Origin of the sequence: Shewanella scandinavica (assembly GCF_031932065.1) — a bacterium.
In the GTDB taxonomy this organism is placed as follows: domain Bacteria; phylum Pseudomonadota; class Gammaproteobacteria; order Enterobacterales; family Shewanellaceae; genus Shewanella; species Shewanella baltica.
Genome location: NZ_JAUOES010000041.1, coordinates 1 through 25,173 on the forward strand (window position 1 = coordinate 1; position 25,173 = coordinate 25,173).

A 25,173-nucleotide genomic window follows, 5' to 3' on the forward strand; every position below is an offset into this window, starting at 1 on the left:
AGATCCCTAGGCATTACTCACCCGTCCGCCGCTCGCCACCTCAGGAGTAAACTCCCTTGTGCTGCCGCTCGACTTGCATGTGTTAGGCCTGCCGCCAGCGTTCAATCTGAGCCATGATCAAACTCTTCAATTAAAGTTTTGTTGCGTCCGTCTTGCGACTTCAGCGGCTCAATGAATTCTGATTTTTTGTTTCTCACTAAAAGAAACAAACTGTACATATTGCTATGAACACTCATTGTTACATTGATTTAAATTTTTGACTGCCAACCCAAAGGTTAAGCAGTTTCGATTAACTCAACACCTGTGAGTGTCCACACAGATTTCTTGTTTTATCTTGTTAAAGAGCAACTCAATATTCGTAAGAGAACTTGAGCACCACACTGAGCGTCGAACGCTTCCAGGTGGCTAGGGCTGCGTATTCTACGCATTTCCCGTTTCGCGTCAAGGAGTATTTTCAACTTCTTGCTGCGGTTGAATTAAATGCTTAAAAGCTACTCAATTCAACCTAACTCGTCAGCTGGCTTTCGCTGTCTGCCGTGTCAGTGGATGCGCATTATAGGGAGCAGGAGATTTTGTGCAAGGGCTTTTTAATGAAAAAAGATCGCATGGCGATCTTTTAAACAATGGCGATTCTTTTACGTGCAGAGTGTCGATTAATTGGGCTTTTTAATGCCTTTATCGATAAAACCTTGGATTAGTGAGATAGCTTTGGCATCGTCCCAATCAACATAAGATCGAACAAAAGCTATCAATTGGCCCTGTTGATCGAGAATAAATGTCGCTGGAATCGTATCGAGCGGAAAAACATCCCCAAGACTTTGTGGCTGATCGTAGTAAGAGTTGAAATTTGGCATACCTAATGAGCTTAAGAACGGCTGGACCTGTTGCTTACCTTCTGCATCAATAGAGATAGGTAATAGTACGAAGTCTTCAGCTTTGAACTTAGTCGCTAGCCTTTCGATTGCTGGCAGCTCCCTTACACAGGGTGGACACCAGGTCGCCCACATGTTCACCATAATGATCTTACCTTTAAATTGACTGAAGTCGATGGTTTTACCATCGACGTCATTAAAGGTGACAGGATCTATTGGGAAAGTCTTTGGCAAGACATTGATCAAATCAACAGTTGATTCCATCGGTTTAGTCGTTTGCTGCATGCCGGGGTACGCATGCGCGACCCCACCAGCAAGTAACGAAAAGAGCGATGACAACATTAATGCCGTTATGACTTTACGCTTCATTTAGTATTACGCTTTAGCAAGGTATCTAACTCTCGCTGATCTTCTTCGCTAATTTCGTTCGGCACATTACCGCTGATACGTTGTTTACGAATGAAGATAAAACCAATCACTAGCCCCATAAATAACAAACCTATAGGACCTAACCAAAGAATGTAGGTTTTGGTTTCCATCTTAGGGTTATAGAGTACGAACTCACCGTAACGGCTGGTCATAAACTCGATTATCTCATCATCTCCTTTGCCTTCGTCTACCATCTTGAACACTTCAAGACGCAAATCGCGCGCAACCGGTGAGTTTGAGTCGATCAAGTTTTGGTTTTGACACTGTGGGCAACGTAGCTCATGGGCCAAAGACAAACCGCGCTTTTGATTTTCAGGCGTTTTGAATTCATAAGTATCAACCGGTGTTGCCATAACGGTGGTCGTCATGCTGAATAACAGTACTAGACCACCAATGATTTTTGTCAGCGTTCTCATGATGCGCCATCCTTCGCCGCTTCAGCTTGTAATTGTTGGATCATAGGGTAAAGGGTTTCACTCCATACGCGTTGGTCGATTGGACCCGCATAACGGAAGCGGATAATACCGTTGTGATCAACCACAAAACTTTCAGGTGCACCATAGACCCCAAGGTCTAATCCTAAACGGCCATCTTTATCATAGATATTGACGTTGTAGGGGTCGCCCTGACGTTTCAACTCTTCTAATGCGGGAGCACGCTCATCGCGATAGTTGATCCCGTAAATTGGCAGAAGATTTTTACGCTTTAGCATCACTAAGAAAGGATGCTCATATTTACAAGATGGACACCAAGTCGCCCACACATTAAGTAATGACACCTTACCTTTTAATTGCTCATTCGTAATGATCTCAGCAGGTGTTTCTAAGCGTTCCAGTTGGAAAGCCGGAATAGGCTTTCCTTCCAGTGCCGAATCCAGTTGCTGTGGATTCAGGAATAACCCTTTATAGAGAAACACCCCCATGGCGAGAAATATGACCAATGGGATAAACAGAACCAACTTCTTCATACATTCCCCAATTATTGAGCCGTTGCCAATTTTGCCTTTTCGGCCGAAGGCGCGATGGCTGCAGTGACTTTCGCACGGTAACGTTTATCCGATGCCGCGAAGAATCCACCAATCATCATGAAAATTGCCCCAAACCATAACCAACGCACGAACGGCTTGTAGTTCAAACGAACCGCAAATTCAGTGCTGGTAATTGGATCGCCCATGGTCACATACAAATCACGGAATAGACCCCAGTCGATACCCGCTTCTGTCATGTCCATAGTACGCACATTATATTGACGACGATCGGGCTTGAGTAATGTCAGCAGCTCATCACCTTTGTAGACTTCTATCTGTCCCTGCATTGCAGTGTAGTTAGGACCCACTACGTTTTTGGTCTCGAGATACTTAAAGGTATAACCCGCAAGTTCTTGGCTCACACCTGGTCCCATGCGGACACTTTTCTCAATCGAGTAATTCGACACCATAGTGGCGCCAATCACAGACACAGCAATACCAAGATGCGCGAAGATCATACCCAGCTGACTACGGCCCATACGGCTGATGCTGATATCACCTTCTTTCGACTTGACCATGTTATAGGCCGCTCTTGCTGTTGCTAGGATAATCCAAGAAGCCGCCGCGATACCAAAGGCAACCCAAGTATTGAATACACCATCGACGATAAATGGCGTCACAATACCGATAGCCGCAGCAATCATTGCAGGGATAAATAGCTGACGCTTAAGCTCGCCTGCTTTCGATTTTTTCCAACGGATAATTGGACCAATACCCATAAAGCCAAATAAGACTAATACGATAGGCACAAACACAGCGTTGAAGTATGGAGGTCCTACAGAAATTTTACCCATGCCGAGTGCATCGATGAGCAATGGATAGAGTGTACCCAATAGCACAGTACCTGCGGCAACGGTCAGTAACACGTTACAGACCAGTAGCATGGTTTCTTTAGACTTCAGCTCGAAACGGGCTGGACTGCTCATTTCACTGGCACGGAAGGCAAACAGTGTTAATGAACCGCCAATCGCTAAGCCAAGCAACAACAGAATAAACATACCGCGGCTTGGATCGGCTGCGAATGAATGCACTGAGGTTAATACGCCAGAGCGAACAATAAAGGTGCCAAGCAAACTTAAAGAGAAAGCAAAGATAGACAGTAATACGGTCCAGTTACGGAAGGCGCCGCGTTTCTCGGTCACAATCAAAGAGTGAACAAGCGCAGTACCCACTAACCAAGGCATGAAAGAGGCGTTCTCAACAGGATCCCAGAACCACCAACCGCCCCAGCCTAATTCATAATATGCCCACCAAGAACCTAACGCGATACCTCCTGTTAGGAAGATCCAAGCGGCTAAGGTCCAAGGACGCGTCCAACGAGCCCATGCAGAATCGAGACGACCGCTCATCAGCGCGGCAATCGCAAATGCAAAGCTCACCGAGAAACCCACATAACCTAAATACAGCATAGGTGGATGGAAGATTAATCCCACATCCTGCAGCATTGGGTTCAAATCACGACCTTCAGCAGGGATCGGGAACAGACGTTCGAATGGGCTAGAGGTGAGAAGCATGAATAAGCTAAAGCCAATCACGATCAGTGCTAATACTGCCAGTACACGCGCAGTAAACACTTCCTCTAAACCTTTACTAAATAAGGCAACCGCTGCAGCCCAAGTCGATAAAGCAAACACCCAGAACAACAGTGACCCTTCATGACCGCCCCATACGGCCGAAATCTTAAAGAAGATAGGTAACTGAGAATTAGAGTGATGTGCCACATAAGCGACTGAGAAATCATCGACGGCAAAGCTATAGGCCAGCACGACAACTGATACAGTGATAAAAAAGAACATTCCGTACGTTAACGGCCAAGCATACCTAACAAGGTATTGATCTTTACGGGCAACACCTATTAGGGGGACGCTGATTAATAAGAAGGCAAAAGCCACCCCTATTATCAGCGCAAAGTGTCCAAGTTCTGGGATCATGGGTTTTCCTCAGTCTTCAATAATATGTTGATTTAGAAAGACTCTATCTCAACGCACAACATGTTATTCACGCAAATGCACGAAATGTTGCTCATTTTAGTATTTGCTATTGTTCCTGTCTGCCTCTTTCGTACAAAACTGGGTTACTTGTCTCATTCTCAATTTTAGAGGCTGATGAAAGTCACGGAAGAGGCTCAGTTCTGCATGTGACCGACAAATGACACTTAAGTTTCATACAATTTTTACAAGAAGAATCAATTTGTGAACCAGTGCCCAACTATAAGCTTTCGGTACTGGGATTACCTTATATTACTGTTCAATGAACAATCTTTACGTATAATCTTGCTTCCAAGCCTAGCGGTTACTCCGCTTTCTGCAAACTAAAGTGAATATAGAAACAATGACGACATTTTGGATTTTTATTGCGCTTGTTATGTTAGTCGGCCTGATGCTGATTTGGATCCCGCATTTCAGACAGCAAAAATTGCTGAAAACGGAAGAAGCCGGAGTTCGTAAACAAACGAACCTTGAATTGTTCAATGAACGCTTAGCCACTCTTGAAAAAGAATTAAGCGAGGAGCTACTGGATCAAGCCGAATTCGATGCATTGAAAAAAGAGCTTGAAATCAGTCTACTCCAAGACATCAAACAAGCGAGCGATGATTCACTGGTCAACCAAATCAAGCCAAAGACGATTCTATGGCCGTCGATCATGTCAGTTTGTTTGGTTGTTATCTCAGGCTATCTTTATCAGCACTTAGGCGCCTTTGAGAATATTGAAACTGCCCAGCAACCTGCCAATCCCCATGCGGGAATGGATACAGCCCAAATCATGATGCAACGCGTGCAGATGATGGAGGCTCAAATTAAAGCCGAACCAGAGAACAGCCAACTGTGGTTCAGCTTAGGCCATGCTTATGTATCGGCAAACCAATACGATAAAGGGATTGCGGCTTTCGATAAAGTAATCGAATTGGTCGGAAAACATGCAGAATTGCTCGGTCCAAAAGCGACAGCTATGTATTACAAAGCGGGTCAACAAATGACACCGCAAATCCAAGCGATTATCGATGAATCTTTAGCTATGGATGCTCAAGATCCTTCAACGTTATTACTTGTAGGTATGGATGCCTTCTTTACGGCTGATTACAAGAAAGCCATCGCCTCTTGGCAAACTATCCTTGATAGCGATCGTGCCGATGTTGATCGCGCAGCCCTAATGAATGCTATCGAAACCGCTAACTTACGTATGCAGTCTGAAACGGCGGGCATGCCAAATGATGAAGCCCACAAGCAAGTGAAAGCAAGTGCGACCAAATCAGTCAATGTCACTATATCTATCTCTGCAGAACTTGCCGCTAAAGCCAGCCCTGAAGACACTATCTTTATCTTTGCCCGTGCAACTGAAGGACCAAAAGTCCCATTAGCGGCGACCAAAGTCAGTGCTAAGTCGCTCCCAATTACGGTGACATTAGATGACAGCAGCGGTATGGGTGGTGATAAGAAGTTGAGTGACGCTACCAATGTGGAAGTGATTGCTGTGCTTTCTAAACACGGTAATATCAAACCACAAGCTGGCGATCTTCAAGGTAAGATCAGTACAGTCGCTGTCGGCGATACCGCCAACCTAGTGCTTGATACCCAAGTGCAATAAACCCAGTTTATTGCAGACATAAAAAAACCGGCTTTGGCCGGTTTTTTATTAACACTGAAAAAATTACTGAGCTTTAGACATAAACTCGATAGCTGCTTTGTAATCTTCGTCAGTACAATCGGTACACATACCGCCTGGTGGCATAGCATTCAGACCAGTTTTCACACTGTGCAGTAGAGTATCCATACCCTTAGCTAAGCGTGGTTCCCATTCTGCAGCGTTATGCGCTTTTGGAGCGCCAGCAACACCCATGCTGTGGCATACGGTACATGCCTTGTTGAAAATAGCTTCAGCTTCTTGAGCTGATACGTTGACTGACATAGTCAAAGCAGCGACTGCAGTCATTGCTAACAGTTTTTTCATGTTCAATGTTCCTAATGCAAATACGTACAAAGCTCGGCGCTGCCCTTACTTAGGCAGACTCATTATAGCCGACTAAGATTACTACAAACTTCAAGAAATCTCATCTTTTTGTGATTAGAATCTCAACACAAAATGAATCAGGCGACAAGGGTGACAAATTCGTTAATATATTAGCAAGTCGTAAAAAAGTTCGATAAATATTGCGGTTATTGGAACCACATCATATTGCTGACATCTAGTGCAAACCAAGGGTAAACCCCCAATAACGTTTGTGTTAGAATAACTTGTGTTTCCTTCCGGCTTGAGATAGAGGGTTCAGTGACAAATATAACTAAAGAAACCACATTAGTGTCAGCCAGCAAGCTGACCTGTATCCGCGAAGAACGCATCCTTTTTGATGAGTTAAGTTTTGATATTAATGCCGGTGATATTGTTCAAATTGAAGGCCCTAACGGCGCGGGCAAAACCAGTTTATTACGCATATTGGCAGGTCTTTCTCGCCCCTATGCCGGACAAACCTTTTACAGAAATGAAGACATAAACCGCAGCCGTGATGAATACAATGAAGATCTCTTGTATCTCGGCCATTTAGCGGGAGTGAAATGCGAACTTACCGCCGAAGAAAACCTTAATTTCAATTTAAGAATCAGTGGTTATGATGACTTTGATACCTCAGCCATTTTAGCCAAAGTGAACTTAACAGGTTTTGAAGAGGCACTTGCCGGACATTTATCCGCAGGCCAACATCGCAGAACTGCGCTATCGAGATTGTGGCATAGCAATTGTAAAATTTGGATCCTTGACGAACCTTTTACCGCAATCGATAAAAAAGGCGTCGAAGAGCTGGAGCAATTATTTATTCAGCATGCGGATAATGGCGGGTGTGTGATCCTCACAACTCACCAAGATATGGGCATTATCAAAGATGATAGGCTTCGTAAAATTCGTCTAGATTATCGCTTCATATAAGGTCAGGCTAAATGAAAAGAGGCATCAGTTTTACCCAGGCATTTTTCACCTTGTTACAGCGAGATCTTAAAATTGCCATTCGTCACCGCGGCGACATTTTTAACCCACTGCTATTTTTTATTATGGTTGTGACCTTATTCCCACTGGGAATTGGCCCAGAGCCACAAATGTTAGCACGTGTGGCACCCGGGATAATTTGGGTTGCAGCGTTATTAGCCTCTATGTTGTCACTTGAAAGACTGTTCAAAGCGGACTTTAGTGATGGCAGCTTAGAGCAAATGTTATTGAGTCCACAGCCATTAGCCATTCTGGTATTAGCCAAAGTGTTAGCCCATTGGATTTTAACCGGTGTGCCACTGATTATTATTGCGCCACTGTTAGCGGTGCTACTCAATTTAGATGGCAATAGTTATGGTGCGTTAATATCGACCCTTGCGCTAGGCACGCCAGTATTGTCGCTATTAGGTGCCATTGGTGTGGCATTAACCGTCGGCCTTAGAAAAGGTGGCGTGTTACTCAGCTTACTTATTTTGCCCTTATATATTCCGGTTCTCATTTTTGCAACGAGTGCCATAGACGCGGCAGGAATGAATTTACCCTATGACGGTCAGCTCGCTATAATAGGCGCTATGCTGGTCGGATCGTTAACCTTAGCACCTTTTGCAATTGGTGCATCTCTGCGAGTGAGTACTAACTAAAATGTGGAAATGGTTACACCCTTACGCGGATCCTGAACGCGCATATAAGTTATCAGGAACATTATTTCCATGGTTTGCGATCTTAGCCGGTCTGTTTATTGCTGTAGGCACAACATGGGGATTAGCCTTTGCGCCGACGGATTACCAACAGGGTGATAGCTATCGCATTATCTTTATCCATGTCCCCGCGGCCTCTATGTCGATGGCAGCTTACATGGGTATGGCGACAGCAGCCTTTATCGGTTTAGTGTGGCAGATCAAACTTGCCGACTGGGCTGCGGCTTCGATTGCGCCTATCGGTGCAGTAATCACCTTTATTGCCCTCTTTACCGGTGCTGCATGGGGTAAACCTATGTGGGGCGCTTGGTGGGTATGGGATGCACGTTTAACCTCTGAGCTAGTATTACTGTTCTTATATCTAGGTGTTATCTCACTCTATGCCTCATTTGAGGATAAAGTGCTCGCGGCTCGTGCTGCAGGGATCCTCGCGATCGTGGGTGTAATTAACATCCCAATCATCAAATACTCAGTTGAATGGTGGAGCTCATTGCATCAGCCATCGACTATCCGCATTACCGAGAAATCGACAATGTCGACGGAAATGCTCTATCCACTGTTAATCAATATGCTTGGCTTCGGTCTCATGATAGGTGCCATCACTATTGTGCGATTCAAGGCAGAAATTTTAGCAAGAAATGGCATGCGCCCTTGGGTGCGTGAACTAGCTAAGGCTGAGGAGGTCAAATAATGCAATTCGATTCGATCAGTGATTTTTTTAATATGGGCGGCTATGCATTCTATGTATGGCTATCCTACGGAGTAACCTTCTTTTGCCTGTCAACGCTTATCATTACCAGCGCACGCCAAAAGCGTAAGGTATTAATTGAAATAGCGAAGAAAATGGATAGAGAAGAACGCCTAAAAGAAACTAGGAGTACTAAATCGTGAACCCAAGACGCAAAAAAAGACTGACGTTAGCAGTAGCATTAATCGGTGGTGTTGCCGCGATTACTTCGCTTTTGCTTTATGCGCTGAACTCCAACTTAAACTTATTTTATACACCGTCTGAAATTGTCCACGGCAAAACAGACACCGGCGTTAAACCTGAAATTGGTCAGCGCATTCGTGTCGGTGGTATGGTAACTGTTGGTTCAATGGTACGGGATCCTAAGAGTTTACATGTACAATTCGCAGTACATGATTCACTCGGCGGCGAAATACAGGTCACCTATGACGATCTCTTGCCTGACCTATTTCGTGAAGGACAGGGTATTGTGGCGCAAGGTGTGCTTGGAGCAGATGGTAAGCTAGAAGCGACTGAAGTACTGGCTAAGCATGATGAAAACTACATGCCACCAGAAGTTGCCGAAGCAATGGGCCAAAAGCACGAAAAGTTGGATTACAGCCAACAAAAGGCACCAGACACTAAGTAAGCGATTGATGAAGTAGCAACAGCATACATAATAAGCCTCCTAGCCTAATAACTAGTGAGGCTTTTTTATTATCTCAATCTAGAAAATTAAAGGTGAACTATACTCAAGACAGCTTCAAAACCTAAGACTGCGTATGATTCAAATAAGACAACTAAACTCTAGTTTGCAACACATTCTAAGCTTCCTGATTATCTGCTTGGTAGGCATCTCTCATGAAGCCAATGCAGCTAAAGTCGTCGTCATCGAAAGCTATCATCAAGGCTATCAATGGGACCAAGAATATAGCCGAGCGATTAATGACACGCTCAGCCCTTTACACAATGTTAGCTATTTCGAAATGGATACCAAGCGCATACCAAAGGAGCAATTTAGCGAAAGAGCTGATTTAGCGTGGAAGTACATCCAAAGCCAAGTACCTCAACTGGTTATTCTCGCCGATGATAATGCGGTTAACCTGTTACATCAGCGCCTCAATGACAGCTTAATCCCTGTCGTATATCTCGGGGTGAATATGAACCCAAGGGCCTATCATCTCAACGAGCACAAGCGATTTACAGGGGTCATAGAAAGACCGCTGCTACGACGCTCTCTGCTGCTCATTCAACGCATACTCCCACAGACTATACACCGCAAAATACTCGTGCTGTTCGATCAAGGTGTGACTTCAGACTCAGCCGCAGAATACATCAGCAAGCAACACTCTAGTATTTTGGGTGATATCGAAGTGAATCTGGTGCAATTGTCACAGCTAGCAGATTGGCAGCAACAGGTATTGACGGCGAAAAAGCAAGGCTATAACGCCATTGTCGTAGCGCTATACCATACAGTAAGAGATGCAGAGAATCGTTCTGTTGATGCGGATCAGCTACTAAAGTGGATATCTGAACATACCCCAGTACCCAATTTCGGTTTTTGGGGATTCAGTGTCTCCGCCGAGGGTAATATTGGCGGCTACGTACTCGATGGCTATCATCATGGCGAAATAGCAGCGAATATGGCGTTAAAAATACTGGCTGGCGAGAAAACCGAAAACATCTTTCCAGTGACAGATGATCTTGGGAAATACATGTTTAGTCAGCAAGGTTTGGCCAAATGGAATATTAGCCTACCGAAAGAAATCGAGAAAAATACACTCTGGGTGAAGTAATGAAAAAAAGACATAAAAAAGCCGGGCATTGCCCGGCTTTTTAAAAGTGTAACCTTAATTACTCAGCAGCTTCAACATCAACAGCTTGAGCAGCTTCTGGACGGCCAACTAGCTCGATGTAAGCCATAGGGGCTTTATCACCAGCACGTAAACCGCACTTAAGGATACGGGTATAGCCACCAGGACGTTCCTGGTAACGTGGACCCAACTCAGTAAATAACTTACCAACGACTTCAGCGTCGCGAGTACGTGCAAACGCTAAACGACGGTTTGCAACGCTGTCACTCTTAGCAAGTGTTATCAGAGGCTCAACTACGCGACGCAGTTCTTTCGCTTTAGCCACAGTTGTCTTGATGATCTCATGACGAACTAGTGAACCGGCCATGTTGCGAAACATGGCTTGGCGATGACTGCTGTTACGGTTTAGTTGACGACCACTCTTACGATGGCGCATGACCTAATCCTTATAACCTAAATCTGTACAAACCTGAGACTTATAGGTCGTCTGCTAAACTAGCTGGAGGCCAGTTTTCCAAACGCATACCTAACGACAGTCCGCGAGAAGCTAAAACGTCCTTAATTTCAGTAAGAGACTTCTTACCTAAGTTAGGGGTCTTCAGCAACTCAACTTCAGTGCGCTGTACCAGATCTCCGATGTAATGAATCGCTTCGGCTTTCAAGCAGTTAGCCGAACGTACAGTTAGCTCTAAATCGTCGACAGGACGCAGCAGAATCGGATCGAATTCCGGCTTCTCTTCTTTCAGCTCTGGCTCAGTCACGTCACGTAATTCAACAAACGCATCTAGCTGTTCAGCTAAAATTGTTGCAGAACGACGGATAGCTTCCTCAGGATCGATAGTACCGTTTGTGGTCATATCGATAACGAGTTTATCTAAGTCAGTACGCTGTTCTACACGTGCTGCTTCTACATTGTAGGCAATACGCGCAACTGGCGAGAAAGAAGCATCAACCAGCAAGCGGCCGATTGGGCGATCATCGTCTTCAGTCTGTGCACGAGCAGATGCTGGTACATAGCCACGACCACGCTCAACGCGAATACGCATGCTGATATCATTGTTACCTGTCAGGTGACAGATAATATGATCAGGATTCACGATAGTGACATCACCATCATGCGTGATATCTGCTGCGATGACAGGGCCTGCGCCGGACTTGCTCAACGTAAGCATAGCCTCGTCTTTACCCTCGATAGTCACTGCTAACCCTTTCAGGTTTAACAAGATCTCAAGGATATCTTCTTGAACGCCTTCCTTACTGCTGTATTCGTGCAGTACACCGTCAATCTCGACTTCGGTAACCGCGCAGCCGGGCATAGACGACAATAGGATGCGACGCAACGCGTTACCTAAAGTGTGGCCGAAACCACGCTCAAGTGGTTCCAATGTAACCTTGGCACGTGTTGAGTTAACCTGCTCGATATCAACGAGACGCGGTTTAAGAAATTCTGTAACAGAACCCTGCATTGTGTCCTCTCTTGTTTGTTAGCCTTACTTAGAGTAAAGCTCGACGATCAGCTGTTCGTTAATTTCCGCAGACAAATCGCTACGTTCTGGAACGCGCTTGAAAGCACCTTCCATTTTCGCGCTGTCGACTTCAACCCATGTAGGCTTCTCGCGTTGAGCTGCCACTTCTAAAGCCGCTTTAATACGAGCTTGAGTACGTGACTTCTCGCGGATGCTCACAACATCATTCGCAGACACTTTGAATGATGGAATGTTAACAACACGACCGTTAACCATAATTGATTTATGGCTCACTAGCTGACGTGATTCTGCACGAGTTGCACCGAAGCCCATACGATAAACGACGTTATCAAGACGGGTTTCTAAAAGCTGAAGCAGGTTTTCACCTGTGTTGCCTTTAGTACGTGCAGCATCTTTGTAATAGTTACGGAATTGTTTTTCTAACACACCGTAAATACGACGAACTTTTTGTTTTTCGCGTAACTGAGTACCATACTCTGACAAACGTGGCTTACGAGCGCCATGTTGTCCAGGTGCAGTTTCCAGTTTACACTTTGAATCGATTGCTCTCACACCGCTTTTTAAGAAAAGGTCTGTACCTTCTCGGCGGCTGAGCTTGAGCTTGGGACCCAAGTATCTTGCCATGATCTTTCTCCAACTATCCTAATGAAACGACGTTATACACGACGCTTTTTAGGAGGACGACAACCATTATGAGGGATCGGCGTCACATCGGTAATGTTGGTAATTTTATAACCAACAGCGTTCAGCGCACGAATGGCTGACTCACGACCTGGACCTGGACCCTTCACAAACACTTCAAGGTTTTTTAAACCGTAGTCTTGAGCAGCAGCACCTGCACGCTCAGCAGCCACCTGTGCAGCAAATGGAGTAGATTTACGTGAACCACGGAAACCTGAACCACCTGAAGTAGCCCATGACAACGCATTACCTTGACGATCTGTAATGGTGACAATAGTGTTGTTGAAAGAAGCATGGATATGAGCCATGCCATCTGCAACCTGTTTACGTACGCGCTTACGCGGAGAACGTGACGGAACTTTAGCCATTGCTTTACCTTCCCGTTACTTTCTAATTGGTTTACGTGGACCTTTACGCGTACGCGCATTGGTCTTAGTACGTTGCCCACGGAGAGGCAGGCTACGGCGATGGCGGAGACCACGATAACAACCAAGATCCATAAGACGCTTGATGTTCATTGAAATCTCACGACGTAAGTCACCTTCTACTAGGTATTTAGCGACTTCTTCGCGTAGTGTGTCTATTTGAGCTTCGCTCAATTCCTTGATCTTAGCAGTTTCAGCGATTGCTGTAGCCGCGCAGATTGCTCTAGCGCGAGTACGGCCGATGCCGAAAATTGCAGTCAATGCGATGACTGTATGCTTTTGATCAGGAATGTTAATGCCAGCGATACGGGCCACTATGCACTCCTTAAAGTTAAAGGCCAACTGCGAAAAGCCCGAAAGGATACTCGACAGTCGACAGATTTGCAAACAAAATTTTGTTCAGCCCAATTCATGGGCTGAACAAATTACTTTTTAGCCTTGACGCTGTTTGTGTTTTGGTTCAACACAGATAACGCGTACAACGCCACTACGCTTGACGATCTTGCAGTTACGGCAGATCTTCTTCACGGAAGCTCGAACTTTCATTTCATCACTCCGTAAAGCTACTTAGCGACCAAAGCGATCTAAATTCGCTTTGTTTACTAGGTTAGCTTTCTTCATCACAGACTCATATTGATGAGACATCATATGCGTCTGAACCTGAGCCATGAAGTCCATGATCACGACTACCATAATGAGTAGTGAAGTACCGCCAAAATAGAACTGTACTTTCCACGCGATTAACATGAACTCCGGAATTAAGCAGATAAAGGTTATGTATAACGCGCCTGCCAATGTCAAACGGGTCATAACTTTATCAATGTAACGCGAAGTCTGTTCTCCAGGACGGATCCCAGGGATGAATGCGCCACTCTTCTTCAAGTTATCTGCTGTTTCACGTGGGTTAAACACCAACGCAGTATAGAAGAAACAGAAAAAGATAATCGCTGTTGCATATAATAATGAGTAAAGCGGTTGTCCAGGTGACACAGCAAGTGAAAAATCACTTAACCATGACATAGACTCATTTTGACCGAACCACTGAGCCAGTGTTCCAGGGAACAAAATGATGCTTGACGCAAAAATTGGCGGAATAACACCTGCCATGTTTATTTTCAGCGGTAAGTGGGTACTTTGCGCAGCGAACACCTTACGGCCTTGCTGACGCTTAGCGTAGTTAACGACGATACGACGCTGACCACGTTCCACGAACACTACAAAATAAGTCACTGCAAACACAATTACCGCGAGCAACAACAATACTAACACATTCAAGTCACCTTGACGCGCCTGCTCAGCCGTTTGGCCGATAGCGGAAGGTAATCCAGCAACAATACCTGCGAAAATTAAAATCGAGATACCGTTACCTATACCACGTTCGGTAATCTGCTCGCCTAGCCACATAAGGAACATAGTTCCTGTCACTAAGCTCACAACCGCAACAAAGTAGAACCCAAATCCAATGTTGACCACAAGGCCTGGCACTAAGTTTGGTAACCCGGTTGCAATACCGACCGACTGGAATGTACCCAGCACTAAGGTACCCCATCTGGTATATTGACTGATTTTCTTACGTCCTGATTCGCCTTCTTTTTTCAATTCAGCGAGTGCAGGATGCACGACAGTCAACAATTGCATGATAATCGATGCCGAAATATACGGCATGATACCTAATGCAAAGATAGAGGCACGCGAAAGGGCGCCACCCGAGAACATGTTAAACATGCCCAGGATGGTCCCTTTTTGCTGAGCAAACAGCTCTGCTAATACAGCTGCGTCAATACCAGGAATTGGCACAAACGAACCGGCTCTAAAGACGATAATCGCACCAATCACGAACAGGAGGCGAGCTTTCAATTCTGAAAGTCCACCTTTCGCGCTTTTTAAATCAAGTCCTGGTTTTGCCATCGACGTATTATTCCTCGATCTTACCGCCGGCAGCTTCAATAGCTGCACGTGCACCTTTGGTTACCTTCAGACCTTTAACAGTCACAGGGCGCTCAATGGTACCTGAAAGAACAATTTTCGCAAACTGGATGTTGCGAGTTATAACGTTCGCATCTTTCAGAGCGTTTAAGTCGATAACATCACCGTTAACTTTTGCCAGTTCGAGTACACGAACTTCAGCTGTTACCATAGCGCGACGCGAGGTAAAACCAAATTTAGGTAAACGGATTTTAAGTGGCATTTGACCACCTTCAAATCCTGGGCGTACACCGCCACCAGAACGAGACTTTTGGCCTTTATGACCACGACCCGCTGTTTTACCTAGACCTGAGCCCATACCACGGCCTACACGCTTTGGTGCATGCTTAGAGCCTGCAGCTGGAGATAGAGTATTTAAACGCATCTATTAATCCTCCACCTTAACCATGTAGTAGACCTTGTTGATCATACCGCGAACAGAAGGAGTATCTTCTAATTCAACAGTGTGACCAATGCGACGCAAACCAAGACCCGTTAGGGTTGCACGGTGCTTCGGTAAACGACCGATACCGCTTTTAGTTTGAGTAACTTTTACAGTTTTAGTTGCCATGGTGCATTACCCCCGAATTTCGTCAACATTCAGGCCACGCTTAGCTGCGATTTGCGAAGGTGACTTCATGTGCACCAAAGCATCGACAGTCGCGCGAACGATGTTGATCGGGTTAGTAGAACCGTATGCTTTTGACAGAACGTTATGAACGCCTGCTACTTCCAATACGGCACGCATTGCGCCACCGGCAATAATACCAGTACCTTGTGATGCAGGTTGCATGTACACAAGAGAACCAGTATGACGACCTTTAACTGGGTGATGCAGAGTACCTGCATTCAACTCAACGGTCACAATGTTACGACGAGCTTTTTCCATAGCTTTTTGAATCGCTGCTGGAACTTCACGTGCCTTGCCATAGCCGTAGCCAATCTTACCGTTACCATCACCCACTACTGTCAGTGCTGTGAAGCTAAAGATACGACCGCCCTTAACTACTTTAGAAACACGATTAACTGCAATCAATTTCTCTTGCAGATCGTCTTTTTGCTGAGCTTCTAATTTAGCCATTTTATAACCCCTTAGAACTTCAGGCCAGCTTCACGAGCTGCATCTGCTAACGCAGCTACACGACCGTGATACTTGAAACCAGAACGATCGAACGCAACTGAAGTTACGCCTTTTTCGATCGCGCGCTCAGCAACAAATTTACCTACTGCTTTCGCTGCGTCTACGTTACCGGTACTCTTCAGTAGCTCTTTAACCGCTTTTTCTACGGTTGAAGCAGCTGCCAACACCTGAGCTTCAGGATTGATCACCTGAGCATAAATGTGACGCGGTGTACGATGTACAACCAGACGGTTCACGCCCAGCTCTTGGATCTTCTTACGAGCGCGAGTAGCGCGACGTAAGCGAGATGTTTTCTTATCCATATCGCGTTACCTACTTCTTCTTAGCCTCTTTACGGCGTACTACTTCGTCGTCATAGCGAACACCCTTGCCTTTATATGGCTCTGGTGGACGGTATCCGCGAATCTCAGCAGCGACTTGGCCAATTAACTGTTTATCAACGCCACGTAGGACGATGTCAGTTTGGCTAGGGCACTCTGCAGTAACGCCTGCGGGCAGTTTGTGTACTAACGGATGAGAGAAACCTAAAGTCAGGTCAATGTCAGAACCGACGAGTTTCGCACGGTAACCAACGCCAACTAACTTTAATTTACGCTCAAAACCTTGAGATACACCAACAACCATGTTGTTTACTAATGCACGAGTTGTACCAGCCTGTGCCCAAGCGTTAACAACGCCTTCAACAGGGAGGAACTTAACTACGCCAGCTTCAATAACAACATTGACCGCATTGTTGATCACTCGAGTCAGACTACCTTTTCCGCCTTTGACGGTAAGGGTCTGTTCGTTCAAGGTCACCTCTACGCCAGCTGGAATAGATACTGGTGCTTTTGCTACACGAGACATTCCTAGCTCCTTAAGCTACGTAGCAGATAACCTCGCCACCCATGCCTGCAAGGCGGGCGGCACGATCAGTCATCAAGCCTTTAGAAGTGGACACAATTGCGACACCCAGACCGCCCATCACCTTTGGAAGTTCGTTTTTACCTTTGTAAATACGAAGACCAGGGCGACTTACACGCTGGATAGTCTCAACGACTGGTTGGCCTTGGAAATACTTTAAAGTAACTTCCAGTTCAGGCTTGGCTTCATCTGCTACGGCGTAATCAGCGATGTAACCTTCTTCTTTAAGCAGTTTCGCAATAGCGACTTTCAACTTAGCAGAAGGCATCTTCACCGATACGTGGTTAGCAGCTTGGCCGTTACGAATACGGGTTAACATATCCGCAATAGGATCTTGCATGCTCATATTAGCTTACTCCGTGACAAGTGCTTACCAGCTGGCCTTACGCAGGCCAGGAACTTCACCACGCATGGTTGCTTCACGTAATTTGATACGGCTTAAGCCGAATTTACGTAAGAAGCCATGAGGGCGACCAGTTTGATTACAACGATTGCGTTGACGCGCAGCGCTGGAATCACGTGGTAGAGCTTGCAACTTAAGTACTGCATCCCAACGGTCTTCGTCAGAAGAAGCTGGACTTGCAATGATAGTCTTAAGAGCCGCACGCTTTTCAGCGTACTTGGCCACGAGCTGTGCACGTTTAACTTCACGTGCTTTCATTGATGTTTTTGCCATTACGCTACCCTTATTTCTTGAATGGGAAGTTAAAAGCGTCTAACAAAGCACGACCTTCTTCATCATTCTTCGCAGTAGTAGTGATAACAATATCCATACCACGAATCTTATCGATTTTATCGTAATCGATTTCTGGGAAGATGATCTGCTCACGCACGCCCATTGCGTAGTTACCACGGCCGTCAAACGCTTTAGCGCTTAAGCCACGGAAGTCACGAATACGTGGGATTGCGATATCGACTAAACGCTCTAAGAATTCCCACATACGCTCACCGCGTAGGGTCACTTTACAGCCAATAGGGTAGCCTTCACGGATTTTAAAACCAGCAACTGACTTACGAGCAACAGTCACTACTGGCTTTTGACCAGCGATTGCAGTCATATCACGGACAGCATGGTCCATGATTTTCTTGTCTGCAACAGCTTCGCCAACACCCATGTTCAGGGTGATTTTCTCAATCCGAGGGACTTGCATGACACTGGTATAACCGAACTTTTTAGCAAGTTCAGCGACAACAGTCTCTTGGTATTTATCATGCAGTTTCGCCATCGTTTACTCCAATTACTTAACGAGTTCACTGTTCGATTTGAAGAAACGAACTTTTTTGCCGTCTTCAAAGCGGAAACCAACGCGATCAGCTTTGCCAGTGGCAGAGTTGAAAATCGCTACATTTGATGCTTGTATCGGTGCTTCTTTCTCAACAATACCGCCAGCTACGCCCAATTGTGGGTTTGGCTTTTGGTGTTTTTTGACAAGATTGATGCCTTCAACAATCAATTTACCAGTAGGAAGGACTTGAGAAACTTTTGCACGTTTACCCTTGTCTTTACCTGCTAATACAATCACTTCGTCTTCACGACGTATTTTAGCTGCCATTTTGAAGCTCCTTACAGTACTTCTGGTGCCAGCGAGACAATTTTCATAAATTGCTCATTACGCAATTCACGTGTCACTGGTCCAAAGATACGAGTACCAATCGGCTGCAGGTTGTTGTTCAAAAGAACAGCTGCATTCCGATCGAAGCGAATGACAGAACCGTCTGGACGACGTACGCCTTTCTTAGTACGGACTACCACCGCGTTATACACATCGCCTTTCTTCGCTTTAGCGCGAGGAATCGCTTCTTTAACAGAAACTTTGATGATGTCGCCGATACCGGCATAACGACGATGAGAGCCACCCAAGACCTTAATACACTGAACTCTGCGTGCGCCGCTGTTACAAGCAACGTCAAGAGTCGATTGCATTTGGATCATTTTAAGTGCTCCGCTATCGTTACTACACAATTCCCACTATGGGACAATAAAAACACTCATTTTTGCTATTAATTTAGTCAAAAATGGCGCGCAAATATAACACCATAAAAGTGGAATGTATAGTATTAAAAAACAAACGGCCCCACATTCTGGAGCCGTTTACCTAAATACCTAATTAACTTAGGCCTTTGATACTACTTCAACCAGGGTCCAAGACTTAGTCTTAGACAAAGGACGACATTCGCGAATCGCTACTAAATCGCCTTCATTGCACTGATTAGTTTCGTCATGTGCATGGATCTTAGTCGTACGCTTAATGTATTTCCCATAAATTGGGTGTTTCACTTGGCGTTCGATAGCAACAGTAATGGACTTGTCCATTTTATTGCTAGTTACACGACCCTGCAAAGTACGGATTTTATCAGACATTATGCACCCGCCTTAGAAGTAATAATGGTCTTAACGCGCGCAATATTACGGCGCACTAATTTCAGTTGATTAGTCTGAGTCAACTGACCAGTGGCGTGTTGCATACGCAGGTTGAACTGCTCACGCAGCAGACCAAGTAGTTCAGCGTTCAGTTCTTCAACGCTCTTTTCTCTCAGTTCGCTCGCTTTCATTACATCACCGTCTTAGTTACGAAGGTAGTCTTAATTGGAAGCTTGGCAGCAGCTAAAGCAAACGCTTCACGAGCGATCACTTCAGAAACACCATTCATCTCATAAAGAACCTTACCAGGTTGAATCTGACATACCCAGTATTCAACGTTACCCTTACCTTTACCCATACGCACTTCGAGAGGCTTAGAGGTAATCGGTTTGTCCGGGAAAACTCGAATCCAAATTTGTCCCTGACGCTTAATGTGACGTGTCATGGCACGACGTGCAGATTCGATCTGACGCGCAGTTAAACGGCCACGGCCGACTGCTTTCAGACCAAAAGTACCAAAGCTAACTTCGGTACCGTTCGCCAGACCGCGGTTGCGGCCTTTGAACATCTTGCGAAACTTCATACGTTTAGGTTGCAGCATTGCCGGCTCTCCTATTTACCACGAGGCTTGCGCTTAGGTTGCTGCTGCTTCGGTTCTTCAATCTGTGGCAGCATTCCATCTAGAACTTCACCTTTGAAGATCCAAACTTTAACGCCAATCACACCGTATTGGGTGTGACTTTCAGATGTAGAATAGTCGATATCAGCACGCAAAGTATGTAAAGGTACACGACCTTCACGATACCACTCATCACGCGCAATCTCAGCTCCGCCTAAACGGCCACTAACTTGTACTTTGATACCTTGAGCACCAATACGCATTGCGTTTTGAACTGCGCGCTTCATAGCACGACGGAACATAACACGACGCTCTAATTGCTGTGCAATTGAATCAGCAACTAACTTGGCATCTAGCTCAGGTTTACGGATCTCAGCGATGTTAATTTGAGCAGGAGTGCCAGCAAGTTTTGACACTGCAGCACGCAATACTTCAACGTCTTCACCTTTCTTACCAATCACAACACCTGGACGGGCAGTGTGAATCGTAACGCGGATGCTTTTCGCTGGACGTTCGATAACAATCTTAGATACTGAAGCAGCTTGTAATTTCTCTACAAGAAACTTACGCACTTCCCAGTCGCTGTTCAGATTATTTGCGTAATCTGATTTATCTGCGTACCAGGTAGAGATCCAAGGCTTGGTGATACCCAGACGGATACCATTAGGATGTACTTTCTGTCCCATTGCTCTCTCCTAGCGATCTGATACAACCACAGTAATGTGGCTGGTACGCTTCATGATACGATCAGCGCGGCCTTTAGCACGTGGCATGATACGCTTCATAGTTGGGCCTTCATCTACGAAGACGGCTCCTACTTTAAGCTCATCAATATCCGCGCCTTCGTTGTGTTCGGCGTTTGCGATAGCTGAGTCAAGTACTTTTTTAACCAGTACGGCGGCTTTCTTGGGGCTGAAAGTCAAAATTTCGAGTGCCTTAGCAACAGGCAAACCACGAATTTGATCAGCAACCAGACGGGCCTTCTGCGCAGACGTACGGGCAAAACGATGTTTAGCTAAAACTTCCATCTTATTCCTCCCGTATTAACGCTTCTTCGCTTTCTTATCAGCGGCATGGCCACGATAAGTGCGAGTTGGTGAAAATTCACCAAGTTTGTGGCCGATCATTTCGTCAGTTACGAACACAGGAACGTGCTGACGACCATTATGGACAGCGATGGTCAAACCAATCATATTTGGAATGATCATAGAGCGACGTGACCAAGTCTTAATAGGCTTTTTGTCACCGGCTTCCATCGCTTTCTCTACCTTCTTCAGCAAGTGCAGGTCAATGAAGGGACCTTTCTTGAGAGAACGTGGCATGGCGAATCCTCTTACTATTTATTACGACGACGTACGATGTACTTGTCAGTGCGCTTGTTACTACGAGTTTTATAACCCTTAGTTGGCACACCCCATGGAGTCACTGGGTGACGACCACCAGAAGTACGGCCTTCACCACCACCGTGTGGATGGTCTACTGGGTTCATTGCAACACCGCGAACTGTAGGACGAATGCCTCTCCAGCGCTTAGCACCTGCTTTACCTAACTGGCGTAGCATGTGTTCGGCATTACCAACTTCACCAAATGTCGCGCGGCAATCAACTGGCACTTTACGCATTTCGCCTGAGCGAAGACGTAGAGTGGCATATGCGCCATCACGAGCAACAACTTGTACATAAGCCCCCGCAGAACGAGCGATCTGAGCACCTTTACCAGGCTTCATTTCAACAGCGTGAACTACAGAACCTACTGGGATGTTGCGTAGTGGCATAGCGTTACCGGTTTTGATCTCGGCAGCAACACCAGACTGGATCTTATCGCCAGCTTGCATGCCTTTGGCAGCAAGAATATAACGACGCTCACCATCCGCATACAATACTAACGCGATGTTAGCTGTACGGTTTGGATCGTATTCCAGACGCTCAATCTTTGCAGGGATACCATCTTTATCGCGTTTGAAGTCGATTAGACGATAATGCTGCTTATGACCACCACCTACGTGACGGACAGTGATACGGCCAGTATTGTTACGGCCACCACTTTTAGATTTTTTCGCCAACAGGCCAGCAAAGGGTTTACCCTTATGCAGGTCAGTGTTCACCACTTTAACTACGTGGCGACGACCTGGAGAGGTTGGCTTACACTTAATAACTGCCATGATAATTCTCCTTTGCTTACTCAGCGCCGCCGACGAAATCGATGTCAGCACCAGCAGCTAGAGTTACATAGGCTTTTTTCCAATCGCTACGACGACCAGTACGGCCACCAGTGCGTTTAGTTTTGCCTTTGCTTACTAAAGTGCGAACTGAATCAACTTCAACTTCAAATAGCTTAGCAACAGCAGCTTTAATTTCAGCTTTAGTTGCATCGATAGCTACGCGGAAAACAACAGTGTTGTGCTTCTCAGCGTTCACAGTGCTCTTTTCAGAGATGTGTGGAGCGAGAATAACTTTTAGCAAACGTTCTTCGCGGATCATCATGCTAGCATCTCCTCGATTTGCTTCACTGCGTCAGCAGTCACAAGCACAGTGTTGAACGCGATCAGACTAACTGGGTCAAGACCCGCTACGTCACGAACGTCAACTTTGTACAGGTTACGAGCTGCTAAGAATAAGTTCTCATCAACTTCTGCAGTCACAATCAGAACGTCTTCAAGGTTCATTGCTTTCAATTTAGCTTTCAGCTCTTTAGTTTTAGGAGCTTCAACACCGAAAGATTCAACAACAACCAGACGCTCTTGACGTACCAATTCAGACAGAATGCTTTTCAGCGCGCCGCGGTACATCTTTTTGTTAACTTTTTGGCTATGATCTTGGGTTTTAGCAGCGAATGTTACGCCACCGCCACGCCAGATTGGGCCTTTAACAGAACCAGCACGAGCACGGCCAGTTCCTTTTTGGCGCCAAGGCTTTTTGCCTGAGCCAGTTACTTCCGCACGAGTCTTTTGAGCACGAGTGCCCTGACGCGCGTTTGCAGCGTATGCTACAACTACCTGATGAACCAGTGCCTCGTTAAAGTCACGGCCGAAGGTAGTTTCGGAAACTTCAAGAGCGCTTTGCGCGTCTTTCAATACCAATTCCATTACTATCTCCTCAGACCTTAAGCTTTAACGGCAGGCTTGATAATCAAGTCGCCATTGGTAGCGCCAGGAACAGCGCCACGGACTAGTAGCAGGTTACGCTCAACATCTACACGAACTACAACTAGATTTTGAGTAGTAACACGCTCGGCACCCATATGGCCTGACATTTTTTTGCCTTTGAATACGCGACCAGGCGTTTGGTTCTGACCGATAGAACCATTCGAGCGGTGCGACAAAGAGTTACCGTGAGTCATATCTTGAGTACGGAAGTTCCAACGCTTAACGCCGCCTTGGAAGCCTTTACCTTTTGATTGACCAGTAACATCTACTTTCGCTACGTCTGCGAAAATATCAACATTTAGCTCAGCACCAACTTCAATGCCCTCGCCTTCACCGTCTACCAAACGCATTTCCCACAAACCACGACCGGCTTCAACACCGCTCTTGGCAAAGTGACCTGCTTCTGGTTTAGTGATGCGATTGGCTTTTTTGGTGCCAGTTGTAACTTGAAGTGCACGGTAGCCGTCAGTTTCTAAAGTTTTCACTTGAGTAACACGGTTGCCTGCAACTTCAATTACAGTAACTGGTATTGAAACACCATCTTCAGTGAAGATGCGAGTCATACCAACTTTACGACCAATAAGACCGATAGCCATCTCTCAAACCTCTTCTTACTAGGATCTCAATTAACCCAAGCTAATCTGTACGTCGACACCAGCCGCAAGATCTAAACGCATTAACGCGTCAACAGTCTTTTCAGTTGGCTCTACGATGTCAACCAGGCGCTTGTGTGTACGTAATTCGTACTGGTCACGAGCATCTTTATTAACGTGCGGAGAGATCAAAATGGTATAACGCTCTTTGCGAGTAGGTAGTGGAATTGGACCACGAACCTGCGCGCCTGTACGCTTAGCAGTTTCAACGATTTCCGCTGTAGACTGATCAATTAAGCGATGATCAAATCCCTTTAAGCGGATACGGATTCTTTGGTTCTGCATTGACCAGAGCTCCTAAAATGGACATATAAAAAATCACCCTCTAGCTTCTTCTATATAGAAAAGCAGAGCGAGATGATTTAACCGTTCGACTCCCAATCGGAGCCGCTATGATAATGATTAACTTCAGCGACTAATCATTTAATTCGTCAACCTAAGTCGACGAGGGGCCATTATACCTATCTAAATCCGGATATCAAGCCCGCTGTGTAAATAGTCATCAAATAACTATTCAACTTCAGAGTGGCGAGCATTTTACACAAATCTGTAGATAAAACTAGCCCTAAAACAAAAAAGGAAGCCGAAGCTTCCTTTTCAAACTAATCTCTGTCGCGATTAAGCGATGATTTTAGCTACTACACCAGCACCAACTGTACGACCACCTTCACGGATTGCGAAGCGTAAACCTTCGTCCATCGCGATTGGGCAAATCAGCGTAACAACCATCTTGATGTTGTCACCAGGCATTACCATCTCTACGCCTTCTGGCAGTTCAATAGTACCGGTTACGTCAGTTGTACGGAAGTAGAACTGTGGACGGTAGCCTTTGAAGAATGGAGTATGACGACCACCTTCTTCTTTTGACAGAACGTAAACTTCTGATTCAAAAGTGGTGTGTGGGTTGATTGAACCTGGTTTAGCCAATACTTGACCACGTTCTACGTCATCACGCTTAGTACCACGTAATAACACACCACAGTTCTCGCCTGCACGACCTTCGTCAAGCAGTTTACGGAACATTTCTACGCCAGTACACGTTGTTTTAGTCGTAGTGCGAACACCAACGATTTCAACTTCGTCACCCACTTTAACAATACCACGCTCAACACGACCAGTTACTACTGTACCACGGCCAGAGATTGAGAATACGTCTTCGATTGGCAGTAGGAACGGCTTGTCGATGTCACGTTGTGGTTCTGGAATGTAAGAATCCAGAGCTTCAGCAAGTTCGATAATCTTAGCTTCCCA

Annotated in this window: 41 protein-coding genes and 1 rRNA gene; 7 read left to right on the forward strand and 35 right to left on the reverse strand. The window is 45.7% G+C overall.

The genetic code is table 11. From position 1 onward, the window contains the following. From Q4Q50_RS21210 to Q4Q50_RS21230, 5 genes are all read right to left on the reverse strand, one after another. Positions 1–133: ribosomal RNA gene (locus Q4Q50_RS21210) — 16S ribosomal RNA — on the reverse strand; the annotation flags it as partial. 520 nt (positions 134–653) lie between these two features. Continuing rightward, positions 654–1,241 (reverse strand): TlpA disulfide reductase family protein, encoded by a 588-nt coding sequence (locus tag Q4Q50_RS21215; protein WP_311901035.1) that lies wholly within the window; start codon positions 1,239–1,241, stop codon positions 654–656. Then, entirely contained in the window at positions 1,238–1,717 is a 480-nt protein-coding gene (gene nrfF, locus Q4Q50_RS21220; protein ID WP_311901037.1) for a heme lyase NrfEFG subunit NrfF, read from the reverse strand. The genes Q4Q50_RS21215 and nrfF overlap by 4 nt, the downstream gene beginning before the upstream one ends. Then, complete coding sequence (locus Q4Q50_RS21225) at positions 1,714–2,268, reverse strand: DsbE family thiol:disulfide interchange protein (RefSeq protein ID WP_006079711.1); 555 nt, start codon at positions 2,266–2,268, stop codon at positions 1,714–1,716. The genes nrfF and Q4Q50_RS21225 overlap by 4 nt, the downstream gene beginning before the upstream one ends. A gap of 11 nt (positions 2,269–2,279) precedes the next feature. Continuing rightward, positions 2,280–4,259, reverse strand: a complete 1,980-nt coding sequence (locus Q4Q50_RS21230; RefSeq protein ID WP_311901039.1) for a heme lyase CcmF/NrfE family subunit — start codon at positions 4,257–4,259, stop codon at positions 2,280–2,282. Positions 4,260–4,659: 400 nt separating this feature from the next. Between Q4Q50_RS21230 and ccmI the strand changes: the two genes are divergently transcribed. Further along, positions 4,660–5,913, forward strand: coding sequence for a c-type cytochrome biogenesis protein CcmI (gene ccmI, locus Q4Q50_RS21235; protein WP_311901048.1), 1,254 nt, complete (start codon positions 4,660–4,662; stop codon positions 5,911–5,913). Between the two features lie 63 nt (positions 5,914–5,976). Here the strand turns inward: ccmI and Q4Q50_RS21240 are convergent, their stop codons facing one another. After that, positions 5,977–6,276 carry a c-type cytochrome gene (locus tag Q4Q50_RS21240; RefSeq protein ID WP_006086491.1) on the reverse strand — a complete coding sequence of 100 codons (300 nt, stop codon included), beginning with the start codon at positions 6,274–6,276 and terminating at the stop codon, positions 5,977–5,979. Between the two features lie 318 nt (positions 6,277–6,594). On the opposite strand from Q4Q50_RS21240, the gene ccmA reads away from it, so the two are divergent. From ccmA to Q4Q50_RS21270, 6 genes are all read left to right on the forward strand, one after another. Next, complete coding sequence (gene ccmA, locus Q4Q50_RS21245; protein ID WP_071940703.1) at positions 6,595–7,245, forward strand: cytochrome c biogenesis heme-transporting ATPase CcmA; 651 nt, start codon at positions 6,595–6,597, stop codon at positions 7,243–7,245. Positions 7,246–7,256: 11 nt separating this feature from the next. Further along, the gene (ccmB, locus tag Q4Q50_RS21250) at positions 7,257–7,943 is read left to right on the forward strand and encodes a heme exporter protein CcmB (RefSeq protein ID WP_006079706.1); all 687 of its coding nucleotides are present in this window, start codon (positions 7,257–7,259) and stop codon (positions 7,941–7,943) included. A 1-nt stretch (position 7,944) separates the two neighbouring features. Then, complete coding sequence (locus Q4Q50_RS21255) at positions 7,945–8,691, forward strand: heme ABC transporter permease (protein ID WP_011982117.1); 747 nt, start codon at positions 7,945–7,947, stop codon at positions 8,689–8,691. Beyond that, positions 8,691–8,891 carry a heme exporter protein CcmD gene (ccmD, locus tag Q4Q50_RS21260; RefSeq protein ID WP_011982116.1) on the forward strand — a complete coding sequence of 67 codons (201 nt, stop codon included), beginning with the start codon at positions 8,691–8,693 and terminating at the stop codon, positions 8,889–8,891. The genes Q4Q50_RS21255 and ccmD overlap by 1 nt, the downstream gene beginning before the upstream one ends. Continuing rightward, the gene (gene ccmE / locus Q4Q50_RS21265) at positions 8,888–9,376 is read left to right on the forward strand and encodes a cytochrome c maturation protein CcmE (RefSeq protein ID WP_300478341.1); all 489 of its coding nucleotides are present in this window, start codon (positions 8,888–8,890) and stop codon (positions 9,374–9,376) included. The genes ccmD and ccmE overlap by 4 nt, the downstream gene beginning before the upstream one ends. 196 nt (positions 9,377–9,572) lie before the next feature. Then, positions 9,573–10,523, forward strand: coding sequence for an ABC transporter substrate-binding protein (locus tag Q4Q50_RS21270; protein ID WP_311901044.1), 951 nt, complete (start codon positions 9,573–9,575; stop codon positions 10,521–10,523). A 58-nt stretch (positions 10,524–10,581) separates the two neighbouring features. Here Q4Q50_RS21270 and rplQ read toward each other — a convergent pair whose 3' ends face one another. The 29 genes from rplQ to Q4Q50_RS21415 all read right to left on the reverse strand — a co-directional run. Next, a complete protein-coding gene (gene rplQ / locus Q4Q50_RS21275) occupies positions 10,582–10,977 on the reverse strand; it encodes a 50S ribosomal protein L17 (RefSeq protein WP_006083573.1) in 396 nt (131 codons plus the stop codon). Positions 10,978–11,017: 40 nt separating this feature from the next. Next, positions 11,018–12,007, reverse strand: coding sequence for a DNA-directed RNA polymerase subunit alpha (locus Q4Q50_RS21280; RefSeq protein ID WP_006083574.1), 990 nt, complete (start codon positions 12,005–12,007; stop codon positions 11,018–11,020). Positions 12,008–12,031: 24 nt separating this feature from the next. Beyond that, on the reverse strand, positions 12,032–12,652 hold the full coding sequence (gene rpsD, locus Q4Q50_RS21285) for a 30S ribosomal protein S4 (RefSeq protein WP_106648456.1): 621 nt from the start codon (positions 12,650–12,652) through the stop codon (positions 12,032–12,034). 32 nt (positions 12,653–12,684) lie between these two features. Next, positions 12,685–13,077: a 30S ribosomal protein S11 gene (gene rpsK, locus Q4Q50_RS21290; RefSeq protein WP_006083577.1), complete on the reverse strand. Its 393-nt coding sequence runs from the start codon at positions 13,075–13,077 to the stop codon at positions 12,685–12,687. 15 nt (positions 13,078–13,092) lie between these two features. Next, on the reverse strand, positions 13,093–13,449 hold the full coding sequence (rpsM, locus tag Q4Q50_RS21295; protein WP_011787581.1) for a 30S ribosomal protein S13: 357 nt from the start codon (positions 13,447–13,449) through the stop codon (positions 13,093–13,095). Between the two features lie 117 nt (positions 13,450–13,566). Continuing rightward, on the reverse strand, positions 13,567–13,680 hold the full coding sequence (rpmJ, locus tag Q4Q50_RS21300) for a 50S ribosomal protein L36 (RefSeq protein ID WP_006083579.1): 114 nt from the start codon (positions 13,678–13,680) through the stop codon (positions 13,567–13,569). 21 nt (positions 13,681–13,701) lie between these two features. Further along, positions 13,702–15,042, reverse strand: coding sequence for a preprotein translocase subunit SecY (gene secY / locus Q4Q50_RS21305; RefSeq protein ID WP_006083580.1), 1,341 nt, complete (start codon positions 15,040–15,042; stop codon positions 13,702–13,704). A gap of 7 nt (positions 15,043–15,049) precedes the next feature. Beyond that, a complete protein-coding gene (rplO, locus tag Q4Q50_RS21310; RefSeq protein ID WP_006083581.1) occupies positions 15,050–15,484 on the reverse strand; it encodes a 50S ribosomal protein L15 in 435 nt (144 codons plus the stop codon). Between the two features lie 3 nt (positions 15,485–15,487). After that, complete coding sequence (rpmD, locus tag Q4Q50_RS21315; protein WP_006083582.1) at positions 15,488–15,670, reverse strand: 50S ribosomal protein L30; 183 nt, start codon at positions 15,668–15,670, stop codon at positions 15,488–15,490. Between the two features lie 6 nt (positions 15,671–15,676). Next, positions 15,677–16,180 (reverse strand): 30S ribosomal protein S5, encoded by a 504-nt coding sequence (gene rpsE / locus Q4Q50_RS21320; RefSeq protein ID WP_006083583.1) that lies wholly within the window; start codon positions 16,178–16,180, stop codon positions 15,677–15,679. A gap of 11 nt (positions 16,181–16,191) precedes the next feature. Next, positions 16,192–16,542: a 50S ribosomal protein L18 gene (rplR, locus tag Q4Q50_RS21325; RefSeq protein ID WP_006083584.1), complete on the reverse strand. Its 351-nt coding sequence runs from the start codon at positions 16,540–16,542 to the stop codon at positions 16,192–16,194. A gap of 10 nt (positions 16,543–16,552) precedes the next feature. Continuing rightward, positions 16,553–17,086 (reverse strand): 50S ribosomal protein L6, encoded by a 534-nt coding sequence (rplF, locus tag Q4Q50_RS21330; protein WP_106648457.1) that lies wholly within the window; start codon positions 17,084–17,086, stop codon positions 16,553–16,555. Positions 17,087–17,096: 10 nt separating this feature from the next. Then, the gene (gene rpsH, locus Q4Q50_RS21335) at positions 17,097–17,489 is read right to left on the reverse strand and encodes a 30S ribosomal protein S8 (RefSeq protein WP_106648458.1); all 393 of its coding nucleotides are present in this window, start codon (positions 17,487–17,489) and stop codon (positions 17,097–17,099) included. A gap of 24 nt (positions 17,490–17,513) precedes the next feature. After that, positions 17,514–17,819 carry a 30S ribosomal protein S14 gene (gene rpsN / locus Q4Q50_RS21340; protein ID WP_106648459.1) on the reverse strand — a complete coding sequence of 102 codons (306 nt, stop codon included), beginning with the start codon at positions 17,817–17,819 and terminating at the stop codon, positions 17,514–17,516. A gap of 10 nt (positions 17,820–17,829) precedes the next feature. After that, positions 17,830–18,369 (reverse strand): 50S ribosomal protein L5, encoded by a 540-nt coding sequence (gene rplE, locus Q4Q50_RS21345; RefSeq protein ID WP_006083588.1) that lies wholly within the window; start codon positions 18,367–18,369, stop codon positions 17,830–17,832. Between the two features lie 12 nt (positions 18,370–18,381). Then, on the reverse strand, positions 18,382–18,696 hold the full coding sequence (gene rplX, locus Q4Q50_RS21350; protein WP_006083589.1) for a 50S ribosomal protein L24: 315 nt from the start codon (positions 18,694–18,696) through the stop codon (positions 18,382–18,384). Positions 18,697–18,707: 11 nt separating this feature from the next. Continuing rightward, a complete protein-coding gene (gene rplN / locus Q4Q50_RS21355; protein ID WP_006083590.1) occupies positions 18,708–19,076 on the reverse strand; it encodes a 50S ribosomal protein L14 in 369 nt (122 codons plus the stop codon). A gap of 180 nt (positions 19,077–19,256) precedes the next feature. Beyond that, positions 19,257–19,505 (reverse strand): 30S ribosomal protein S17, encoded by a 249-nt coding sequence (gene rpsQ, locus Q4Q50_RS21360; protein ID WP_006083591.1) that lies wholly within the window; start codon positions 19,503–19,505, stop codon positions 19,257–19,259. Continuing rightward, positions 19,505–19,696 carry a 50S ribosomal protein L29 gene (rpmC, locus tag Q4Q50_RS21365; RefSeq protein ID WP_006083592.1) on the reverse strand — a complete coding sequence of 64 codons (192 nt, stop codon included), beginning with the start codon at positions 19,694–19,696 and terminating at the stop codon, positions 19,505–19,507. The genes rpsQ and rpmC overlap by 1 nt, the downstream gene beginning before the upstream one ends. Then, positions 19,696–20,106 carry a 50S ribosomal protein L16 gene (gene rplP, locus Q4Q50_RS21370; RefSeq protein WP_006083593.1) on the reverse strand — a complete coding sequence of 137 codons (411 nt, stop codon included), beginning with the start codon at positions 20,104–20,106 and terminating at the stop codon, positions 19,696–19,698. Before rplP ends, rpmC begins: the two co-directional genes overlap by 1 nt. A gap of 11 nt (positions 20,107–20,117) precedes the next feature. Next, complete coding sequence (gene rpsC, locus Q4Q50_RS21375; RefSeq protein ID WP_011787574.1) at positions 20,118–20,810, reverse strand: 30S ribosomal protein S3; 693 nt, start codon at positions 20,808–20,810, stop codon at positions 20,118–20,120. 9 nt (positions 20,811–20,819) lie between these two features. Beyond that, positions 20,820–21,152 (reverse strand): 50S ribosomal protein L22, encoded by a 333-nt coding sequence (gene rplV / locus Q4Q50_RS21380; RefSeq protein WP_006083595.1) that lies wholly within the window; start codon positions 21,150–21,152, stop codon positions 20,820–20,822. 15 nt (positions 21,153–21,167) lie between these two features. Continuing rightward, positions 21,168–21,446 (reverse strand): 30S ribosomal protein S19, encoded by a 279-nt coding sequence (gene rpsS / locus Q4Q50_RS21385; RefSeq protein ID WP_006083596.1) that lies wholly within the window; start codon positions 21,444–21,446, stop codon positions 21,168–21,170. Positions 21,447–21,460: 14 nt separating this feature from the next. Then, positions 21,461–22,285, reverse strand: a complete 825-nt coding sequence (gene rplB, locus Q4Q50_RS21390; RefSeq protein WP_006083597.1) for a 50S ribosomal protein L2 — start codon at positions 22,283–22,285, stop codon at positions 21,461–21,463. 16 nt (positions 22,286–22,301) lie between these two features. Further along, a complete protein-coding gene (gene rplW, locus Q4Q50_RS21395) occupies positions 22,302–22,604 on the reverse strand; it encodes a 50S ribosomal protein L23 (RefSeq protein ID WP_025008843.1) in 303 nt (100 codons plus the stop codon). Beyond that, complete coding sequence (rplD, locus tag Q4Q50_RS21400) at positions 22,604–23,209, reverse strand: 50S ribosomal protein L4 (protein WP_006083599.1); 606 nt, start codon at positions 23,207–23,209, stop codon at positions 22,604–22,606. The genes rplW and rplD overlap by 1 nt, the downstream gene beginning before the upstream one ends. Before the next feature lie 17 nt (positions 23,210–23,226). After that, positions 23,227–23,865 (reverse strand): 50S ribosomal protein L3, encoded by a 639-nt coding sequence (rplC, locus tag Q4Q50_RS21405; RefSeq protein WP_006083600.1) that lies wholly within the window; start codon positions 23,863–23,865, stop codon positions 23,227–23,229. Between the two features lie 30 nt (positions 23,866–23,895). Continuing rightward, entirely contained in the window at positions 23,896–24,207 is a 312-nt protein-coding gene (rpsJ, locus tag Q4Q50_RS21410; protein WP_006083601.1) for a 30S ribosomal protein S10, read from the reverse strand. 333 nt (positions 24,208–24,540) lie between these two features. Further along, positions 24,541–25,173: EF-Tu C-terminal domain-related protein (locus Q4Q50_RS21415; protein ID WP_311901047.1), on the reverse strand; the 633-nt coding region annotated here is incomplete at its 5' end.

Excerpts from the sequence above, each read along its gene's own strand:
- Q4Q50_RS21255 (WP_011982117.1), top strand. The coding sequence starts at position 7,945 with ATGTGGAAATGGTTACACCCTTACGCGGATCCTGAACGCGCATATAAG.
- ccmB (WP_006079706.1), top strand. The coding sequence starts at position 7,257 with ATGAAAAGAGGCATCAGTTTTACCCAGGCATTTTTCACCTTGTTACAG.
- Q4Q50_RS21240 (WP_006086491.1), bottom strand. The coding sequence starts at position 6,276 with ATGAAAAAACTGTTAGCAATGACTGCAGTCGCTGCTTTGACTATGTCA.
- rpsS (WP_006083596.1), bottom strand. The coding sequence starts at position 21,446 with ATGCCACGTTCTCTCAAGAAAGGTCCCTTCATTGACCTGCACTTGCTG.
- rpsQ (WP_006083591.1), bottom strand. The coding sequence starts at position 19,505 with ATGTCTGATAAAATCCGTACTTTGCAGGGTCGTGTAACTAGCAATAAA.
- rpmC (WP_006083592.1), bottom strand. The coding sequence starts at position 19,696 with ATGAAAGCGAGCGAACTGAGAGAAAAGAGCGTTGAAGAACTGAACGCT.
- ccmD (WP_011982116.1), top strand. The coding sequence starts at position 8,691 with ATGCAATTCGATTCGATCAGTGATTTTTTTAATATGGGCGGCTATGCA.
- rplQ (WP_006083573.1), bottom strand. The coding sequence starts at position 10,977 with ATGCGCCATCGTAAGAGTGGTCGTCAACTAAACCGTAACAGCAGTCAT.
- rplW (WP_025008843.1), bottom strand. The coding sequence starts at position 22,604 with ATGATCCGCGAAGAACGTTTGCTAAAAGTTATTCTCGCTCCACACATC.
- rpsC (WP_011787574.1), bottom strand. The coding sequence starts at position 20,810 with ATGGGACAGAAAGTACATCCTAATGGTATCCGTCTGGGTATCACCAAG.
- rplR (WP_006083584.1), bottom strand. The coding sequence starts at position 16,542 with ATGGATAAGAAAACATCTCGCTTACGTCGCGCTACTCGCGCTCGTAAG.
- rplF (WP_106648457.1), bottom strand. The coding sequence starts at position 17,086 with ATGTCTCGTGTAGCAAAAGCACCAGTATCTATTCCAGCTGGCGTAGAG.
- rplE (WP_006083588.1), bottom strand. The coding sequence starts at position 18,369 with ATGGCGAAACTGCATGATAAATACCAAGAGACTGTTGTCGCTGAACTT.
- rpmD (WP_006083582.1), bottom strand. The coding sequence starts at position 15,670 with ATGGCAACTAAAACTGTAAAAGTTACTCAAACTAAAAGCGGTATCGGT.
- Q4Q50_RS21280 (WP_006083574.1), bottom strand. The coding sequence starts at position 12,007 with ATGCAGGGTTCTGTTACAGAATTTCTTAAACCGCGTCTCGTTGATATC.
- Q4Q50_RS21230 (WP_311901039.1), bottom strand. The coding sequence starts at position 4,259 with ATGATCCCAGAACTTGGACACTTTGCGCTGATAATAGGGGTGGCTTTT.
- rpsJ (WP_006083601.1), bottom strand. The coding sequence starts at position 24,207 with ATGCAGAACCAAAGAATCCGTATCCGCTTAAAGGGATTTGATCATCGC.
- rplB (WP_006083597.1), bottom strand. The coding sequence starts at position 22,285 with ATGGCAGTTATTAAGTGTAAGCCAACCTCTCCAGGTCGTCGCCACGTA.
- rpsD (WP_106648456.1), bottom strand. The coding sequence starts at position 12,652 with ATGGCAAGATACTTGGGTCCCAAGCTCAAGCTCAGCCGCCGAGAAGGT.
- rpmJ (WP_006083579.1), bottom strand. The coding sequence starts at position 13,680 with ATGAAAGTTCGAGCTTCCGTGAAGAAGATCTGCCGTAACTGCAAGATC.
- rplC (WP_006083600.1), bottom strand. The coding sequence starts at position 23,865 with ATGGCTATCGGTCTTATTGGTCGTAAAGTTGGTATGACTCGCATCTTC.
- rpsE (WP_006083583.1), bottom strand. The coding sequence starts at position 16,180 with ATGGCTAAATTAGAAGCTCAGCAAAAAGACGATCTGCAAGAGAAATTG.
- ccmI (WP_311901048.1), top strand. The coding sequence starts at position 4,660 with ATGACGACATTTTGGATTTTTATTGCGCTTGTTATGTTAGTCGGCCTG.
- rpsN (WP_106648459.1), bottom strand. The coding sequence starts at position 17,819 with ATGGCAAAAACATCAATGAAAGCACGTGAAGTTAAACGTGCACAGCTC.
- rplP (WP_006083593.1), bottom strand. The coding sequence starts at position 20,106 with ATGCTGCAACCTAAACGTATGAAGTTTCGCAAGATGTTCAAAGGCCGC.
- rplD (WP_006083599.1), bottom strand. The coding sequence starts at position 23,209 with ATGGAATTGGTATTGAAAGACGCGCAAAGCGCTCTTGAAGTTTCCGAA.
- rplX (WP_006083589.1), bottom strand. The coding sequence starts at position 18,696 with ATGGCAGCTAAAATACGTCGTGAAGACGAAGTGATTGTATTAGCAGGT.
- Q4Q50_RS21225 (WP_006079711.1), bottom strand. The coding sequence starts at position 2,268 with ATGAAGAAGTTGGTTCTGTTTATCCCATTGGTCATATTTCTCGCCATG.
- rpsK (WP_006083577.1), bottom strand. The coding sequence starts at position 13,077 with ATGGCTAAAGTTCCGTCACGTTCTCCGCGTAAGCGCGTACGTAAACAG.
- rplV (WP_006083595.1), bottom strand. The coding sequence starts at position 21,152 with ATGGAAGTTTTAGCTAAACATCGTTTTGCCCGTACGTCTGCGCAGAAG.
- rpsH (WP_106648458.1), bottom strand. The coding sequence starts at position 17,489 with ATGAGCATGCAAGATCCTATTGCGGATATGTTAACCCGTATTCGTAAC.
- secY (WP_006083580.1), bottom strand. The coding sequence starts at position 15,042 with ATGGCAAAACCAGGACTTGATTTAAAAAGCGCGAAAGGTGGACTTTCA.
- rplN (WP_006083590.1), bottom strand. The coding sequence starts at position 19,076 with ATGATCCAAATGCAATCGACTCTTGACGTTGCTTGTAACAGCGGCGCA.
- Q4Q50_RS21215 (WP_311901035.1), bottom strand. The coding sequence starts at position 1,241 with ATGAAGCGTAAAGTCATAACGGCATTAATGTTGTCATCGCTCTTTTCG.
- nrfF (WP_311901037.1), bottom strand. The coding sequence starts at position 1,717 with ATGAGAACGCTGACAAAAATCATTGGTGGTCTAGTACTGTTATTCAGC.
- rplO (WP_006083581.1), bottom strand. The coding sequence starts at position 15,484 with ATGCGTTTAAATACTCTATCTCCAGCTGCAGGCTCTAAGCATGCACCA.